The organism is Caulobacter sp. UC70_42 (assembly GCF_044056025.1).
In the GTDB taxonomy this organism is placed as follows: Bacteria; Pseudomonadota; Alphaproteobacteria; order Caulobacterales; family Caulobacteraceae; genus Caulobacter.
The window spans coordinates 5320970-5335224 of record NZ_CP171994.1 but is presented as its reverse complement, the minus strand read 5'-3'; the positions used below and the strand labels follow the sequence as shown (position 1 = coordinate 5335224).

The 14255-nt window shown below is 68.1% G+C and carries 11 protein-coding genes and 2 pseudogenes; 5 read left to right on the top strand and 8 right to left on the bottom strand.

Features of this window, described 5'->3' with window-relative positions; all coding sequences use genetic code 11:
* The first annotated feature begins 7 nt into the window (after positions 1-7).
* Positions 8-1171, top strand: a complete 1164-nt coding sequence (locus ACHMW8_RS26935) for an acyl-CoA dehydrogenase family protein (protein WP_125158800.1) — start codon at positions 8-10, stop codon at positions 1169-1171.
* Here ACHMW8_RS26935 and ACHMW8_RS26930 read toward each other — a convergent pair.
* Positions 1165-2010 carry a TonB family protein gene (locus ACHMW8_RS26930; RefSeq protein ID WP_395444354.1) on the bottom strand — a complete coding sequence of 282 codons (846 nt, stop codon included), beginning with the start codon at positions 2008-2010 and terminating at the stop codon, positions 1165-1167. The genes ACHMW8_RS26935 and ACHMW8_RS26930 overlap by 7 nt on opposite strands.
* Positions 2011-2204: 194 nt before the next feature.
* Here ACHMW8_RS26930 and ACHMW8_RS26925 point away from each other — a divergent pair, with 194 nt between their 5' ends.
* Entirely contained in the window at positions 2205-3077 is an 873-nt protein-coding gene (locus ACHMW8_RS26925) for a transglycosylase SLT domain-containing protein (RefSeq protein WP_125158798.1), read from the top strand.
* Here the strand turns inward: ACHMW8_RS26925 and ACHMW8_RS26920 are convergent.
* From ACHMW8_RS26920 to ACHMW8_RS26910, 3 genes are all read right to left on the bottom strand, one after another.
* Positions 3064-4254, bottom strand: a complete 1191-nt coding sequence (locus ACHMW8_RS26920) for a CaiB/BaiF CoA transferase family protein (RefSeq protein ID WP_395444353.1) — start codon at positions 4252-4254, stop codon at positions 3064-3066. The two genes, ACHMW8_RS26925 and ACHMW8_RS26920, sit on opposite strands and share 14 nt — an antisense overlap.
* An 84-nt stretch (positions 4255-4338) precedes the next feature.
* On the bottom strand, positions 4339-4758 hold the full coding sequence (gene rnk / locus ACHMW8_RS26915; protein WP_395444352.1) for a nucleoside diphosphate kinase regulator: 420 nt from the start codon (positions 4756-4758) through the stop codon (positions 4339-4341).
* A 225-nt stretch (positions 4759-4983) separates the two neighbouring features.
* The gene (locus ACHMW8_RS26910; RefSeq protein WP_395444351.1) at positions 4984-6774 is read right to left on the bottom strand and encodes a hybrid sensor histidine kinase/response regulator; all 1791 of its coding nucleotides are present in this window, start codon (positions 6772-6774) and stop codon (positions 4984-4986) included.
* Between the two features lie 156 nt (positions 6775-6930).
* On the opposite strand from ACHMW8_RS26910, the gene spbR reads away from it, so the two are divergent.
* Both spbR and ACHMW8_RS26900 read left to right on the top strand, forming a co-directional pair.
* Entirely contained in the window at positions 6931-8079 is a 1149-nt protein-coding gene (spbR, locus tag ACHMW8_RS26905; protein WP_125158794.1) for a pole-localized protein SpbR, read from the top strand.
* Between the two features lie 54 nt (positions 8080-8133).
* Entirely contained in the window at positions 8134-8898 is a 765-nt protein-coding gene (locus ACHMW8_RS26900) for an NUDIX hydrolase (RefSeq protein ID WP_395444350.1), read from the top strand.
* 9 nt (positions 8899-8907) lie between these two features.
* Here the strand turns inward: ACHMW8_RS26900 and ACHMW8_RS26895 are convergent.
* The 4 genes and pseudogenes from ACHMW8_RS26895 to ACHMW8_RS26880 all read right to left on the bottom strand — a co-directional run bounded on the left by ACHMW8_RS26895 (position 8908) and on the right by ACHMW8_RS26880 (position 12454).
* Positions 8908-9550, bottom strand: a pseudogene (locus tag ACHMW8_RS26895) (ABC-type transport auxiliary lipoprotein family protein).
* Positions 9551-9555: 5 nt separating this feature from the next.
* Complete coding sequence (locus tag ACHMW8_RS26890) at positions 9556-10494, bottom strand: MlaD family protein (RefSeq protein ID WP_125158792.1); 939 nt, start codon at positions 10492-10494, stop codon at positions 9556-9558.
* A complete protein-coding gene (locus tag ACHMW8_RS26885) occupies positions 10494-11300 on the bottom strand; it encodes an ABC transporter ATP-binding protein (RefSeq protein WP_395446065.1) in 807 nt (268 codons plus the stop codon). Before ACHMW8_RS26885 ends, ACHMW8_RS26890 begins: the two co-directional genes overlap by 1 nt.
* A 38-nt stretch (positions 11301-11338) precedes the next feature.
* Positions 11339-12454 (bottom strand): MlaE family lipid ABC transporter permease subunit, encoded by a 1116-nt coding sequence (locus ACHMW8_RS26880; RefSeq protein ID WP_395444349.1) that lies wholly within the window; start codon positions 12452-12454, stop codon positions 11339-11341.
* Between the two features lie 245 nt (positions 12455-12699).
* Between ACHMW8_RS26880 and ACHMW8_RS26875 the strand changes: the two are divergent.
* Positions 12700-14255 (top strand): annotated as a pseudogene (locus ACHMW8_RS26875) (methyl-accepting chemotaxis protein).

The following is a 14255-nucleotide window of genomic DNA, read 5'->3' as shown; positions in this document are numbered from 1 at the left end:
GGGCCGGATGTCCGGATTCTGGTTGACCGAAGAGCAGGAAGCCATCCGCGAGGGCGTGGCCAAGGTGTGCGCCGCCTTCGACGATGAATACTGGCGCCGCACGGACGAGACCGGAATCTTCCCCGAGGAATTCGTGGCCGCCATCGCCGAGGGCGGCTGGCTGGGCGTGGCCATGCCGGAAAGCGTCGGCGGGGCGGGCCTGGGCCTGACAGAGGCCGCCGTGATGATGCAGACCGTGGCCCAGTCGGGCGCGGGTTTCTCGGGCGCCTCGGCCATCCATCTCAACATCTTCGGCCCGATGCCGCTGGTGAAGTTCGGCTCGGACGAGCAGCGCGATCGCCTGCTGCCCCGGATCATCTCGGGCGAGGACAAGATGTGCTTCGCCGTGACCGAGCCGAACTCGGGCCTGGACACCTCCAGCCTGGAGACCCGCGCCGAGAAGGTCGACGGCGGCTATCGTCTGAACGGGCGGAAGATCTGGACCACCGGCGCTCAGCGCGCCAACAAGATCCTGATCATCGCCCGCACCACGCCCAAGGACCAGTGCGCCAAGCCGCACCAAGGCTTGTCGCTGTTCTACACCGACGCAGAGAAGATCGAGGCCAAGCCGATCCCGAAGATGGGTCGCAAGGCTGTCGAGTGTAACATGCTCTTCATCGAGGACCTGTTCGTCCCGGCCGAGGATCTGGTCGGGGAGGAGGGCAAGGGCTTCGCCTACCTGCTGCACGGCCTCAATCCCGAGCGGGTGCTGTTCGCCGTCGAGGCCATCGGCCTGGGGCGGGCGGCTCTGGCCAAGGCGACTACCTACGCCAACGAGCGGATCGTGTTCGGCCGGCCGATCGGAAAGAACCAAGGCGTGGCTCATCCTCTGGCCAAGTCCTGGGCCGAACTGGAGGCCGCCAACCTCCTGGCCTTCAAGGCCGCCGCCCTCTACGACCAGGGCAAGGACTGCGGGGCCGAGGCCAACGCCGCCAAATACCTGGGCGCCGAGGCTGGCTTCCACGCCTGCGAGAACGCGGTTCTCGCCCATGGCGGCATGGGCTACGCTAAGGAATATGACGTCGAGCGCTACTTCCGCGAGGCGATGATCGCGCGCATCGCGCCGGTCAGCCGCGAGATGATCCTGAACTTCATCGCCGAGCGGGTGCTGGGACTGCCGAAAAGCTATTGAGATCGCGAGCGCGTCAGGCGAAGTGTGCGCGGTTCGCCGCCCGGACGCGCGACAAGCAAAGAAAAGGCCGGGTCGCGGAAGGCTGGCGACCCGGCCGCCGTTTCAGCGTCGGAGGAGGGCTTCAGGCGCCCGCGCTGAACCGGATCGGGATGCGGACTGTCGGCGCCGTCCACGGCTTGGCCGTTCTCCATCTGCGGCTTCATCTTGAAGAAGCGCGAAATCTTCAGCGCCGCGCCGCCGAAGCCCTCGTCGGGAGGCGTCTCGGTGGCCACCGTGCAATCGCGGACCGCGCCGTTGATGGCGACCGTGCAACTCAACGTCGCCGAGCCGGACACGCCGCGCCGCTGGGCGCTTTCCGGATAGTAGCGCGAGACTTCGTCCGCCGAGGGCGTGCGCAGCCAGTTGGCGCGGGTGATCACCTTGGGCTGGGGCGCGGGGGGCTGCGCCGGCGCGGCCGGGATCGTCGGCATCACCGGCGGGCCGGTGACGGTCGGACCGGGAGGAATTTCCACGGGCTTGATGGGGAGGGGATCGGGTGCGGGGATGGGTGTCGGAATTGGCGTGTGTAACCGGATCTGGTTCCGAGGCGGCGGCTGGGTCGTCGGCGGGGGAGGCGGGGGCGGCTTCGGCGGCGCGTAGGGCAACTCCAGCCTGAAGCCCGGATCCTCCTGCGCCATCGGCAGCGGCGTGACGTACTTGGTGTAGGCTAGGTAGCCGATAAGGGCCAGGTGCGCGGCGGCCGACACGGCGATGCCGATGACCAGCGCCTTCGACGGCTTGCGCGGCGTGTCATCCAGGCCGGGGATGCCGGAGCCGTTGGGATGGAGAGCCAGGTTCATGTCGATCTCCTACGCTGAATTACAATTGTAGGATCAGCTCAACACGAACCCGTCACGCTGTAAATTGACAATCGTAATCTGTGTGGCGATTTGTCTTACGCTTGTATGAGCGGATGCGGCATGTCGTCATCCGGGGGCCGGTGGGCCAGTGTGGTTAATCGCGAATTAACCATAGTCGCCGACTCCTGAGGCCCATGCCCGCCGTCAGTTCCATCCGCAGCGTCGTCGAGTCGGCGATCCAGCGCGCCTCCAGCGCGACCGGGGTCGACTTCACGTTCCTGATGGGCACGGCCAAACGCGAGAGCGGGTTCAACCCGGCCGCCAGGGCCCGGACCTCTTCAGCTTCGGGGCTCTTCCAGTTCGTCGACCAGACCTGGTTGTCGACGCTGAAGAAGCACGGCTCCAAGTATGGGTACGCCCGCTATGCCGATCTGATCTCGCAAGGCGCCGACGGCCGTTATCGGGTCGACGGCGACGAGGCCCGCAAGGCCGTGCTGGGCCTCAAGGCCGACCCGCACGCCGCCTCGCTCATGGCTGGTGAGCTGGCCTCCGACCATGCCTCGTATCTGCGGGGCCGGGTGGGGCGCAACCCGACCGCCGGCGAGCTCTACGCCGCCCACTTCCTGGGGCCCGCAGGTTCGGCGCGCCTGATCCAGGCCGCCACCGCCTCGCCAGGCGCCAGCGCCGCGGCGATGTTCCCGGACGCGGCCCAGGCCAACAGGTCGATCTTCTACAAGGACGGCCGCGCCGCCACGGTGGGCGAGGTCTATGCCAACCTGACCAGGACCGGCGGCGCGACGCGAGTCACCGAGCAGCCGGACACCGTCAAGCTGCCCGAGGGCGACCAGGGCTTCATGCAATATGCCGGCGGTCGCCGTCTGGAGCGCATCCGCCAGCAGGAGGCGATGGTCGACCTGATCCTGCGCGGCTCGCAGGACGCCGCCAACCCGTTCGGCGGCTCGGGCGCCTCGAGCATGGGCGGCGGTCAGCGCCTGGCCAGCTCTATGTTCTCGGCCGAGATGCTGCGCGTGCTGGCCGACGCCAACGACAAGGTCAAGCAGCGCTGAGCTTGGTTAGCGCCGATACCTGATCCTCGGACCAGCCCAACTCTCTGAACACCGCAGCCGTGTCCGCGCCCAACTTCGGCGCCGGGCCGCGTGGACCGTCCTCCGCGCCCGGAAAGCGGGCCGGAGCGGCGGGGGCCTTGAACGCTCCGCCCGCGCCATCGGGGGTGTGGACGAAGCAGCCGGCGGCTTCGGCCTGGGCGTCTTCGACCAGTTCTCGCGGCGTCTGGTAGGGCGCCCAGGTGATGTCGCCCGCGTCCAGGGCCTCGGCGGCGGCGTCATAGGTCATGGCGCCGAAGGCCTCGTCGAGGATATCGACCAGCGCCTGGCCGTTCTCGCGGCGGGTCTTGGCGTTTGCGAAGCGGGGATCCTGGACCAGCTCCGGCCGGCCGGCGGCGGCGGCGATACGCGGCCAGTCGACAGAGCCCTGGCGGGGCAACAGGCAGATCCAGCGACCGTCGGCGGTCTTGTAGAAGTTGGCCAGCGGCTGCACCGCCTCGCGCCGCCCCCGCGTCGAGGCCAGTTTCCCGAACCGCAGCTGGATCGCCATGTCCGAGCCGATCGCGTAGACGCCCGCACGGAGCAGCGAGGTCTCGACCAATCGGCCAACGCCCGTGCGCTGTCTTTCGTGGACCGCCGCCAGGATCGCCGACACCGTGGCCAGCGAGGTGACGTGATCGCCCATGCCGGTGCGGATCGGGAAGGGCTCGGTCCCCTTCGGCGCGGTGATCGAGCCGACACCCGCGCGGGACCAGAAGGCGGCGACGTCCATGCCCGGCTTGTCGCGATCCGGGCCGGTCAGGCCGTAGCCCGTCAGGCTGCAATAGATCAGGCGCGGATTGATCGCCTTCAGGGTCTCGTGGTCGAGACCGGCGCGGGCCAGGGCGGCGGGACGGACATTGGTCAGGAAGATGTCGGCGGTCGCCACCAGGGCCTTCAGGGCGTCGCGCCCAAGGTCGGACCGGATGTCCAGCACCACGGCCCGCTTGCCGCGGTTGTCGAGCTCGAAGATCGGGTTGGCGTCCTGGTCCGAGCCGATGGTGTCGAAGAACCGCCGCATCGGATCGCCCTCGGGCGACTCGACCTTGATCACCTCGGCGCCCCAGTCGGCCATGACGCCGGCCGCGCCGGGGGCGGCGATATAGGTCGCCAGCTCGACGACCCGCAGTCCTTCCAGCATCGCTCTCTCCCTTCTTCTCGTTGTCGAAGAGTGTGCGGACCGGCGCGGGGATTGGAAAGGCTTACCCAGCGGCAAGCCCTCCCTTCAGAATATGATGCAGCCGGGCGGCTCGACCTTGAGGATGCGCAGCGAGCGCTCGTGGCCGTCGCGATCGGGCCACTGGATCGACTGCCCGACGGAGAGCCCGATCAAACCGGCGCCGACCAGGGACAGGACCGAGATCTTGCCGGCGGCGATGTCGGCCTCCTTCGGATAGACCAGCAGCACCGAGCGGGCCGCGCCGTGGGCGTCGTCCTCGAACCGGACGGTCGAGCGCATGCGGACGACGTCGTCGGGCATATCGCTATCGGCGCGGACTTCGGCGCGGTCGATCTCCCGCAGCAACATGCCGGCCGCCAGCGGCGCGACCGGCTCCATCTGCAGGGCCAGGGTGGATAGGCGTTCGACCTCGGTCTCGGCCATGATGATGCATGGACGCGCAACGGCGTCCTCTTGCGAGGGCATGGAAAGCTCCAGGCATTGGATGTGAAGGCGCTAAGGCGCGCGCGGCGCGCGCCGTCGGATGAGAGTCGGATTGATGTTCGCCCCGAACGCTCGCGGCGGACGCGCGAACGGTTCGGGGCTAGAAGCCTGCGAGCAGGCTACCGCCGTGATTGCGAAAACGCCGAAAGGTCGGGCGCGAGAACATGCGCCATTCTCCACCCCCGGCCTGGCTTGTCAAACCCGGGTTCAGGCGGCTTCCGGCCGGGCGCTCCGACGGTCGAGCGCGGCCGCGTCGGCCAGGGCGCGGGCGACACCCGCCACGCTGACCGGTTTGCGCAGCATGATGTCGGCGCCGGCTTCCAGGAAGCCGGTGGCCTCCTCGCCATCGCCGTCGATGATGGCGACGATCGGAGCGTGGCGGTTGGGGCCTTCACTCTCCCGCAGGCTGGCGGCGGCGGCGGGGCCATCCATTATCGGCATGTGGTGGTCGAGCATCAGAAGATCGAACTCGGCGATCTTGGCCAGGTCGGCGGCGCGGCGTCCATTCTGGGCGTGGACCACCTGGTGGCCCAGTTGCTCCAGGATGGCGCGCAGCATCGCCGCGTTAAGGGCGTCGTCCTCGGCGATCAGGATGCGCAGGGCGCGCGGCGCGCCCGAGGTGTCGGCGGCCGTGGCCTCCATCTCTTCGGCGTCAAATGCGTGATGGGCGTCCTGATCGAAGGGCAGGGTGAGGGTGAAGCAACTGCCGACGCCCACGGCGCTGCGCGCCTCCAGGGCGCCGCCCATCAGGCGGGCCAGCTGGCGCGATAGCGACAGGCCCAGGCCCGCCCCGTTGACGCCGGCGCCGGTGCGCTCGATGCGCCGGAAGGGTTCGAACGCCTGCTCGATCTCCTCGGTCGACAGGCCGGGGCCGGTGTCGGCGATCTCGATGGCGATCTGGCCGTCGCGCAGTTCCAGGCGGACCTCGATGCGCCCGCGCACGGTGTACTTGACCGCGTTGCCCAGCAGGTTGGCGATGATCTGGCGGGTGCGCAGGGCGTCGGCGACGGTCGCGCCCTTGTCGCGGATGCGCAGCAGCGGATCGACGTGGACGGTGAGCTCCAGGCCCTTGGCGGCGGCGTGCGGCTTGTCCAGCAGGGTCAGGTCATGGACCAGGCGGACCGGATCGAACGGCTGGGCCTCGACGCTGAGGCGGCCGGACTCGGCGGTCTCGGAATCGAGCGTGGCGTTCAGCACCGCGATCAGATCCTGGGCCGCGTCGAGCGCGGCGTTCAGCTGCTCGCGCGACGGCGCGGCGCGACCGCCCCGGCCGGCGGCGGCGGCCAGCACGTGGGTGACGCCGGTCAGGCCGTTGCGGATTTCGTGGCTGAGGGTGGCGACGATGTCGGACTTGCTGCGCGCGGTGCGCTCGGCCGCCTCCAGCACCCGCAGACGTTCTTCGACCAGATGTTCGTGCTGGACGGCCAGGTCGTGCTGGCGGCGGAACATGCGGTTCAGGATCAGGGCCAGGGTCATGGCCAGGGCGATGGCGCCCCAGGTCAGCTCGCCCAGCTGGCGGTCGCTGGAGAAGGAGGCGATCAACGGGCCGGCCGCCGCGATCGGCGCGACGATCAGCAGGCCCGCCAGATACGGGGCTGCGAAAAAGGCGCATAGCACCGCGCTGGCCGTGGCCAGCATCAGCATAGGCTCTCGCGCCGGTCCCGCGCCCAGGGCGAAGGCCGAAATCTGCACTGCGGCCAGGGCCCAGAGCACGCCGCCCATCACCTGGACTCTCGCCCTGCGGTTAAGATCTTGCGACGCTTCGTCGCGCAACCAGTTCACCACCGCGTAGAAGGCGCCCCAGTTGATCGCGAACACCGCGAAGCTGGCGGTCATCCAGACGCGGTTCGTGGCGAACGACCCGATCCACACGAACAGGGGCAGGCTGACCGCGAAAACCCCAAGCGCGTAAGGCAGTAGCGCCGTCTGGGCGTCCAGGGCCTTGGCGAGGTGAGCGCCCTCCGTCGAGATATCTTGTGGGCGGCGCTCGGCGAGCAAGATCGCGCTCCTCGTGGTTGAGGACGCACCTTAGGGGAGCGTGGTTTGTACCCGGTTACGGGGTATCGTTAATCCACAGGTACGAAGTTCAAACAATCATTAAGCCTAATCGCCGAGGATGGGAACTCCAAGTCCCAGACTTCTCGGCAGGCGACCATGGCCACCACACGCGCCGCTCTTACCGATTCCGATATCCGCATGCTCGTGAAGGGCGCGACGCCGGACGAACGGGCGCTGGCCGCGCACAAGCTGTGTCGCACCATCGACCGCGGCGCGCTGAACGAGGAGGACCGGCAGGTCGCGCACGAGATCCTGCGGGTAATGGCCGCAGACGCCGCCGAGCTCGTCCGTCGGGCCATGGCGGTGACGCTGAAGAACTCCATGGCCCTGCCGCCGGACGTCGCCAACCGCCTGGCCCGCGACGTCGAAAGCGTCAGCTTGCCGATTATCAGCTTCTCGCCGGTGTTCACCGACACCGACCTGGCCGAGATCGTCCGCGTCGGGGGCGCTGCGCGCCAGAAGGCGGTGGCCAAGCGCCCCAAGCTCTCCAGCCGCATCACCACCCTGCTGGTCGAGCAGGGCGATGAGGACGTGGTCGCCACGGCCTGCGCGAACGACAACGCCCGCTTCTCGGAAGTCGCGCTGCAGAAGGCGCTGGATCGTTTCGCCAAGTCGGAAAGCGTGCTGCAGGCCGTAGCCTATCGTACGGCCCTGCCTTTGGCGGTCAGCGAGCGCCTGATCGACATGGTCGGCGAGCAGCTGCGCGATCACATCCTGACCAGCCACGCCCTGTCGGCCGAGCGCACCATGGAGTTGATCGTCGGCGCCAAGGAGCGGGCGACGATCGATCTGGTCGACCAGGCCGGCCGCGCCGGCGACCCGAAGGCCTTCGTGGCGCATCTCAGCAAGGTCGGCCGCCTGTCGCCGTCGCTGCTGCTGCGGGCCCTGGCCCAGGGTCACATGACCTTCTTCGAGTGGGCTGTGGCCGAGCTGGCCGGCATTCCGCACCACCGCACCTGGCTGATGATCCACGACGCCGGCCCCCTGGGCCTGAAGGCGATCTGCGAGCGGGCCGGCCTGCCGCCGCGCCTCTACGCGGCCTTCCGCGCAGGCGTCGACGCTTTCCATGGCCTGGAGTTCGACGGCGGCGCGAACGATCGCGAGCGCTTCCAGGAGCGCATGATCCAGCGCTTCCTGACCTCGTCGCACACGGTTTCGCGCGAGGATAGCGAGTATCTGATGGAGCGTATGGATCGCGGCGCCCACCGCCGTCGCGCCGATCGCAAGGATCAGGGCGCGGCCTAACAACTGTTCGAAAGAGGTATGGGCAAGCCCGCGCGACGGCGCCAGACTTGCCGCATGTCCGACTCCTCGCAGGGCGAGATCCGCCTCGCCGCCACCATACTGCTGCTTCGAGACGCGCCTTCGTTCGAGGTGCTGATGGTCAAGCGGCATCACCAGATCGACTTCGCTGCCGGCGCCCTGGTCTTCCCGGGCGGCAAAAGTCACCAGGGCGACAGCGATCCGCGCTGGCGCGACCTCGCCATTGGTTTCGACGAGGTGGGGCAAGACGGCGTGGCCCTGCGTATCGCCGCGATCCGCGAGGCCTATGAGGAAGCCGGCGTGTTGCTCGCCCGCGACAGGGACGGGGCGTTCTATGCCGGCGAAGCGGCCAAGGACGTCCGCGCGGCGGTGGCCGAGGACCGGGTGGCCTTTCTCGACGTGGTGGAGGACCTGGGGCTGAAGCTGGATCTCTCGGCCCTGACGGTGTTCTCGCGCTGGATCACGCCTAGACTGATGCCCAAGCGGTTCGACACCTGGTTCTACGTCGCCCACGCGCCCTTGGCCCAACAGGCGATTTGCGATGGCCACGAAGCGGTCGACGCCGAGTGGATCGCGCCGAGCCTGGCGCTCGACCTGGCGGCCTCTGGCGAGCGCAAGGTGATCTTCCCCACGCGCATGAACCTTCAGCTGCTGGCGGAGAGCGCGGATCCCGTCGAGGCCGTGGCGCGGGCCGAGGCCAGAGAACTGGTCACGGTCGAGCCTTGGGTCGATGGCCGGGTTCTGCGGATCCAGGAGAACGCCGGCTATGGCGCGGTCACCGAGCCCCTGGAAGCGCTCTGAGCGCGCGCTCTAGGATTTGATGCCCGGTCCCGCCGCGTTGACCCAGCCCACCACGTCGCCCAGCACCTTGGCCACGGCCTGGTCATAGGCTGGCACGATGGCCGAGACCCGGTTGTCGGCGGCTTTCACCCTGGCTTCGAAGATCTGGTCGCCGACCAGGGCGCGATCGCTGTTGCGGTTCAGGACGCCGCGCACGCGGACCACGATCTCTGGAGCGGCCTTGGGGCCGTTGACGTAGTCGGCCTCGAACTTTCGCACCTCGAGGCGCAGCACCAGATCGGCCTTGGCGACCTCGCCTCGACCGATCAGGCGAGCGCGGCCCGGATCGTTGTCGAACGCGCGGGCGACGGCTTCCTCGAACAGGATGAAGGCCGGTGAGACCCAGCGCGCGTCGGCGACATAGGCGACTTCGCCATTGGTCACCGTCAGGAGGCGGTCGCTCGCGGCGGCGCGCGTGAAGGCCGACGGGGCCTTGAGCACGCCGAACATCGCGCCGGGAGGACTTCTTGGCGACGCTGAGGTCGGCGTCGCCGAAGCGATAGGTGGTCACCGGCTTGGTCTTCGGGAAGACGCTGATGCAGGCCGAGAGGCTAAGCGCCACGGCCGAGACGGCCAGGACGCGTCCAAAGGTCTTGGCGACGTTTCGGATCATCGAACTCACGGCTTGACCTCCACTTCCTTGGCTGGGGCCTTGCCGACCACGCCACGGGGATTTTGTTCGACGTCGGCGACCAGGCGGTCCAGGGACTCGGCGGCCGACTGCAGGGTGACGATGGCCGCCGAGAGTTGGGGCAGGCCGGTGCTGGCGAAGTCGCTGGTCGGACCTTCCAGCTTCGAGATCATCGAGCGGGCGTCCTTGGCGGCGGCCTTCAGCTCGGCGGCGGCGTCGCCGGCTTCCTTCAAGGTGCGCTTGGCGTCGCCGTCGACCAGACCATTGGCGCTGTTGGCCAGATTGGTGATCGACTGGGCCGTCGCATCGATGCTCTGCAGAGCCTTCTGTGCGTCGGCGATGATTTCCTTGCGCTCACGCAGCTCCGCGGTGACAGCCTGCACGTCGCTGAGCGAGGCGCTGAAGGTCTTGATGTTCTTGTCGGACAGGACGCGGTTTACGCGGTCGAGGGCCTCGATGGTCCGTGTCAGAACCGTGCCGCCGCCCTCGAGCAGGTCGGAGAGGGCGCTGCGCTGACTGCGCAGGACGGGAACCTTGCCGTTCTTGACGGTGTCTTTCAGCAGTTCCTTGTTCGGCGAGCCGGCGGTGATCTGCACGTAGTTGACGCCCGTGATGCCCTGCGGCTCCAGCGTGGCGTAGCTATCCACCTTGACCGGCACGTCCGAGGTCATGCGAACGCGGGCGATGACGCGGTTGGGGTCGGTCTTGTCCAGCTCGATGCGGCTGACCTCGCCGACCTTGATCCCGTTGAAGTGCACTTCGCCGCCTGTCGACAGGCCACGCACCGGACCGATGAAAAGGATGTCGTAAAGGTCGTAGTCCTTGCTGAAGCTGACCTTGGCCAGCCAGACGACGAAGATCACCAGCCCCATGAAAAGGGCGAGGGATATGGCCCCGACCAGGGCGTAGTTGGCGTTTCTTTCCATCAGACGTCAGTCCTTGCCTCGGCCGGAGCCTCGGCGGTCGCGGCGGCGCGTCCCCGGGGGCCCAGGAAGTATTGCTTGATCCAGGGGTGATCCGAACGCTCGAGTTCGCGAACGGGCGCCACCGCGACGACCTTCTTGTCGGCCAGGACGGCGACGCGGTCGGTGATGGCGTAGAGACTGTCCAGGTCGTGGGTGATCATGAACACCGTCAGGTCCAGGCTGTCGGAAAGGTCTTTGATCAAGGCGTCGAAGGCCTCGGCGCCGATCGGGTCGAGGCCGGCGGTCGGCTCGTCCAGGAACAGCAGTTCGGGGTCCATGGCCAGGGCGCGGGCGAGGCCGGCGCGCTTGCGCATGCCGCCCGACAGCTCGGCCGGCTTCAGCAACGCGGCGCGGGCGGGCAGGCCGACCATGGCGATTTTCAGGTCGGCGATTTCATCGATCTCACGGCGCGGCAGCTTGGTGTGTTCGTAGAGCGGCGCGGAGACGTTCTCGCGCACGGTCAGGTTCGAGAACAGCGCGCCCTGCTGGAACAGCACGCCCCAGCGCCGCTCGACCGACGACCATCGCCGACGCGAAGCCACACGCATGTCGCCGCCGAACAGACGGACCGTTCCGCCGTCGGGGACCTTCAGGCCGATGATGGTGTTCAGCAACACAGATTTGCCGCTGCCCGAGCCGCCGACAACGCCGAGCACCTCGCCGCGCTCGACCTTGAGATCCAGCCCATCGTGGATGACATTGTCGCCGAAGGCTGAAACCAGGCCTCGCACGTCGATCGGGTGCTTCTCGGCTTCGACCGTGTCGATGAAGTCCTCGGATTCGGTGGCGTTCTGGGCGGAGCGGGTCAAATGTCCAACTCCATGTAGATCAGGGCGAAGACCGCATCGATCAGGATGATGGCGAAAATGGCGTGGACAACGGCCGCCGTCACGCGTCGCCCCAGGGACTCGACGTCGTTGCCGACTTCCATGCCCTGGCGGCAGCCGATCGCGGCGATCACGGCAGCCATGACCGGCGCCTTTGACATGCCGATCCAGAAGTGGGTGGCGCCGACGAAGTCGATGATCCGCTGCAGGAAGAAGGTCGGCGACAGGTCCAGCACGGCCCAGACCACCAGCATGCCGCCGGCCAGGCCCGCGATCGTCGCCACGAAGACCAGGAGCGGGATGGTGAAGAGCAGGGCGGCGAAACGCGGCAGGACCAGCGCCTCGTAGGGGTCCACGCCCATGACCTGCATGGCGTCGATCTCCTGGTTCATCTTCATCGAGCCGATCTCGGCCGCGAAGCTTGAGGCCGAACGGCCGGCCAGCAGGATGGCGGTGATCAGGATGTTGAACTCACGCATCACCGAGATGCCGATCAGCTCGACCGAATAGACCTGAGCCCCGAAGTCGGTGAGCATGTTGGCGCCCAGCAGGGCCACGACAGCGCCGATGAAGAAGGTGGTGACCGCCACGATCGGCATGGCGTCAAGGCCGGCGCGCTCGCACAGTGACACGATCGGCGCCCAGCGGATGCGGCGCGGGTCCACGGCGCTACGGGTCAGGGCGACCAGCAGGTGGCCCAGGAAGATCATGGTGCCGTAGCCGTCCTGGAACAGGCCGAAGACGCCGCGGCCGATCCGCTCGAGCAGGGCGTGGAAGCCGCCTGGGCGAATCGTCGGTTCGGGCTCGACCTGGATGGCGGCGCGGACCAGTTCCAGCAGGCGCAGCACCTCGCGGCGGGCCTGGACGTTCCCCGGCTCGAGGTTTTCGCCGCCCGCGCGCAGAATCGCGTAGGCGCCGGCGGTGTCGCAGCGATTGACGCCCGTAAGGTCCATATCGAGCGCTTGCTTGCTGGAAAGGGCGCTATCCAGGCGCAATCCCGCATCGAGCAGCCCCCGTGCGGTCCAGTCTCCCGTCAGCACGGCCGTCGTGCGGCCGTCCTGGTCGGTCAAGGTGAAGTCCGCCGGTAAAGCCATGAAGTCCTGGGGGCTCGTTTCCTGGTTATATCCAAGCCCTGCCATGGACCTGACAAGCCCAAAACGCGCCAAGGCGTAGCTTGTTGCTGGATAAGGCCCGTGAGCTCGAAAAAAGGCCGGGTGCTCGCCCCCGCGACATAGTGGCGAAGCTGGGCTTTAAGGGGGGCGACTTCAGTCTTGGTTAATGGATTCCCGTCACGAACATGGTCAACAAATTCCTATGTGCCGGACTGGAGTACCAACGCATGAGCGCGCACGCCAAGCTTGATCAGCGGATGGCCTTCATGCGTTTCGATGAGCGTTCGCGGTCGGCTCTGCGGGGTCTCAAGCCGGTGATCGACACCGAGATCACGGGTGCGCTCAGCGCGTTCTATAGCCAGGTCCGGGCCTTCCCCGAAACGCGCGCCAAGTTCCGCGACGACGCCCACATGGCCGGCGCCGAGCGCGCCCAGGCCGCGCACTGGCGCCGGATCGTCCAGGCCGACTACAGCGACACCTATGTCCGCGATGTCGAGCGGATCGGTCGCGCCCACGTCGACGCCGACCTGAAGCCGCAATGGTATATCGGAGGCTACGCTCTCGTGGCCGAGGCGCTGATCCGCGCCATCGTCGCCAAGCGCGCCAAGGGCTTGTTCAGCAACGCCGCCAAGTCCGACGCCGACCTGGCCGACGGCCTCTCGGCCCTGACCAAGGCCGTGTTCCTCGACATGGAACTGGCCATCTCCAGCTATCTCTCGCTGCTGCAGGAAGAGCGGGAGGCCCTTGAGGTCGAGCGCGAGGCCGCCGAGCAGCGGCAGGCCCAGGCCGTCAAGGCGGTCGGCGACGCCCTGTCGCGGCTGGCGGCCGGTGACCTGTCGGCCCGCGTCGAGGGCGATCTGGCGCCGAGTTCCACAGCCTGAAGGTCGATTTCGAACAGGCCGTCGGCGCTCTGGGCGAGGCCATGCGCTCGGTCGAGCACTCGGCTGGCGGCATCCGCTCGAGCGCTGACGAGATTGCTCGGAGCGCCGAGGATCTGTCGGAACGCACCGAACAGCAGGCCGCCACGCTGGAGCAGACCGCCGCCGCGGTCGAGCAACTGACCGGCGCGGTCGGCAAGACCGCCAAGAGCGCCCGCGAGGTATCCTCGCGCATCAGCGAAGCCTCGACCGAGGCCGAGCGCTCGGGCGACATCGTCACCCGGGCGGCCGAGGCCATGACCAAGATCGAGGCCCAGTCCTCGCAGGTGAACCAGATCCTGGGCATGATCGACGAGATCGCCTTCCAGACCAACCTGCTGGCCCTGAACGCCGGCGTCGAAGCCGCGCGAGCGGGGGATAGCGGCAAGGGCTTCGCCGTCGTGGCGCAGGAGGTGCGGGCCCTGGCTCAGCGCTCGTCGCAGGCGGCCAGCGAGATCAAGTCGCTGATCACCGAATCGAGCCGTCAGGTCAGCGAGGGCGTCGACCTTGTCGGCCAGACGGGCGAGGCGCTGCGCGGCATCCATGAGAAGGTCGGCGGCATCGACGAACTGGTCAACGCCATCGCCGCCTCGGCCAGCGAGCAGGCCACCGCCCTGGGGCAGGTCAACTCGGCCGTCAACCAGCTGGATCAGGTGACCCAGCGCAACGCCGCCATGGTCTCGCAATCGACCGAAGCCACCCACGCCCTGCGCGCCGAAGCCGCCGACCTGTCGAACCGGGTGGGCGCTTTCCGCCTGGGCGGCGGTCCGCGGAACTTCCAGCCGACTCACCGCGAGCAGCCCGCCGAGAACCCGGTCCACGCCGCCCGCGCCCGCGTCGCCGCCTTCGCCCGTCCGGGACGCTGA

Coding starts and splice junctions, on each gene's coding strand:
- ACHMW8_RS26935 (WP_125158800.1), top strand. CDS start 8: ATGTCCGGATTCTGGTTGACCGAAGAGCAGGAAGCCATCCGCGAGGGC.
- ACHMW8_RS26930 (WP_395444354.1), bottom strand. CDS start 2,010: ATGAACCTGGCTCTCCATCCCAACGGCTCCGGCATCCCCGGCCTGGAT.
- ACHMW8_RS26925 (WP_125158798.1), top strand. CDS start 2,205: ATGCCCGCCGTCAGTTCCATCCGCAGCGTCGTCGAGTCGGCGATCCAG.
- ACHMW8_RS26920 (WP_395444353.1), bottom strand. CDS start 4,254: ATGCTGGAAGGACTGCGGGTCGTCGAGCTGGCGACCTATATCGCCGCC.
- rnk (WP_395444352.1), bottom strand. CDS start 4,758: ATGCCCTCGCAAGAGGACGCCGTTGCGCGTCCATGCATCATCATGGCC.
- spbR (WP_125158794.1), top strand. CDS start 6,931: ATGGCCACCACACGCGCCGCTCTTACCGATTCCGATATCCGCATGCTC.
- ACHMW8_RS26900 (WP_395444350.1), top strand. CDS start 8,134: ATGTCCGACTCCTCGCAGGGCGAGATCCGCCTCGCCGCCACCATACTG.
- ACHMW8_RS26890 (WP_125158792.1), bottom strand. CDS start 10,494: ATGGAAAGAAACGCCAACTACGCCCTGGTCGGGGCCATATCCCTCGCC.
- ACHMW8_RS26880 (WP_395444349.1), bottom strand. CDS start 12,454: ATGGCTTTACCGGCGGACTTCACCTTGACCGACCAGGACGGCCGCACG.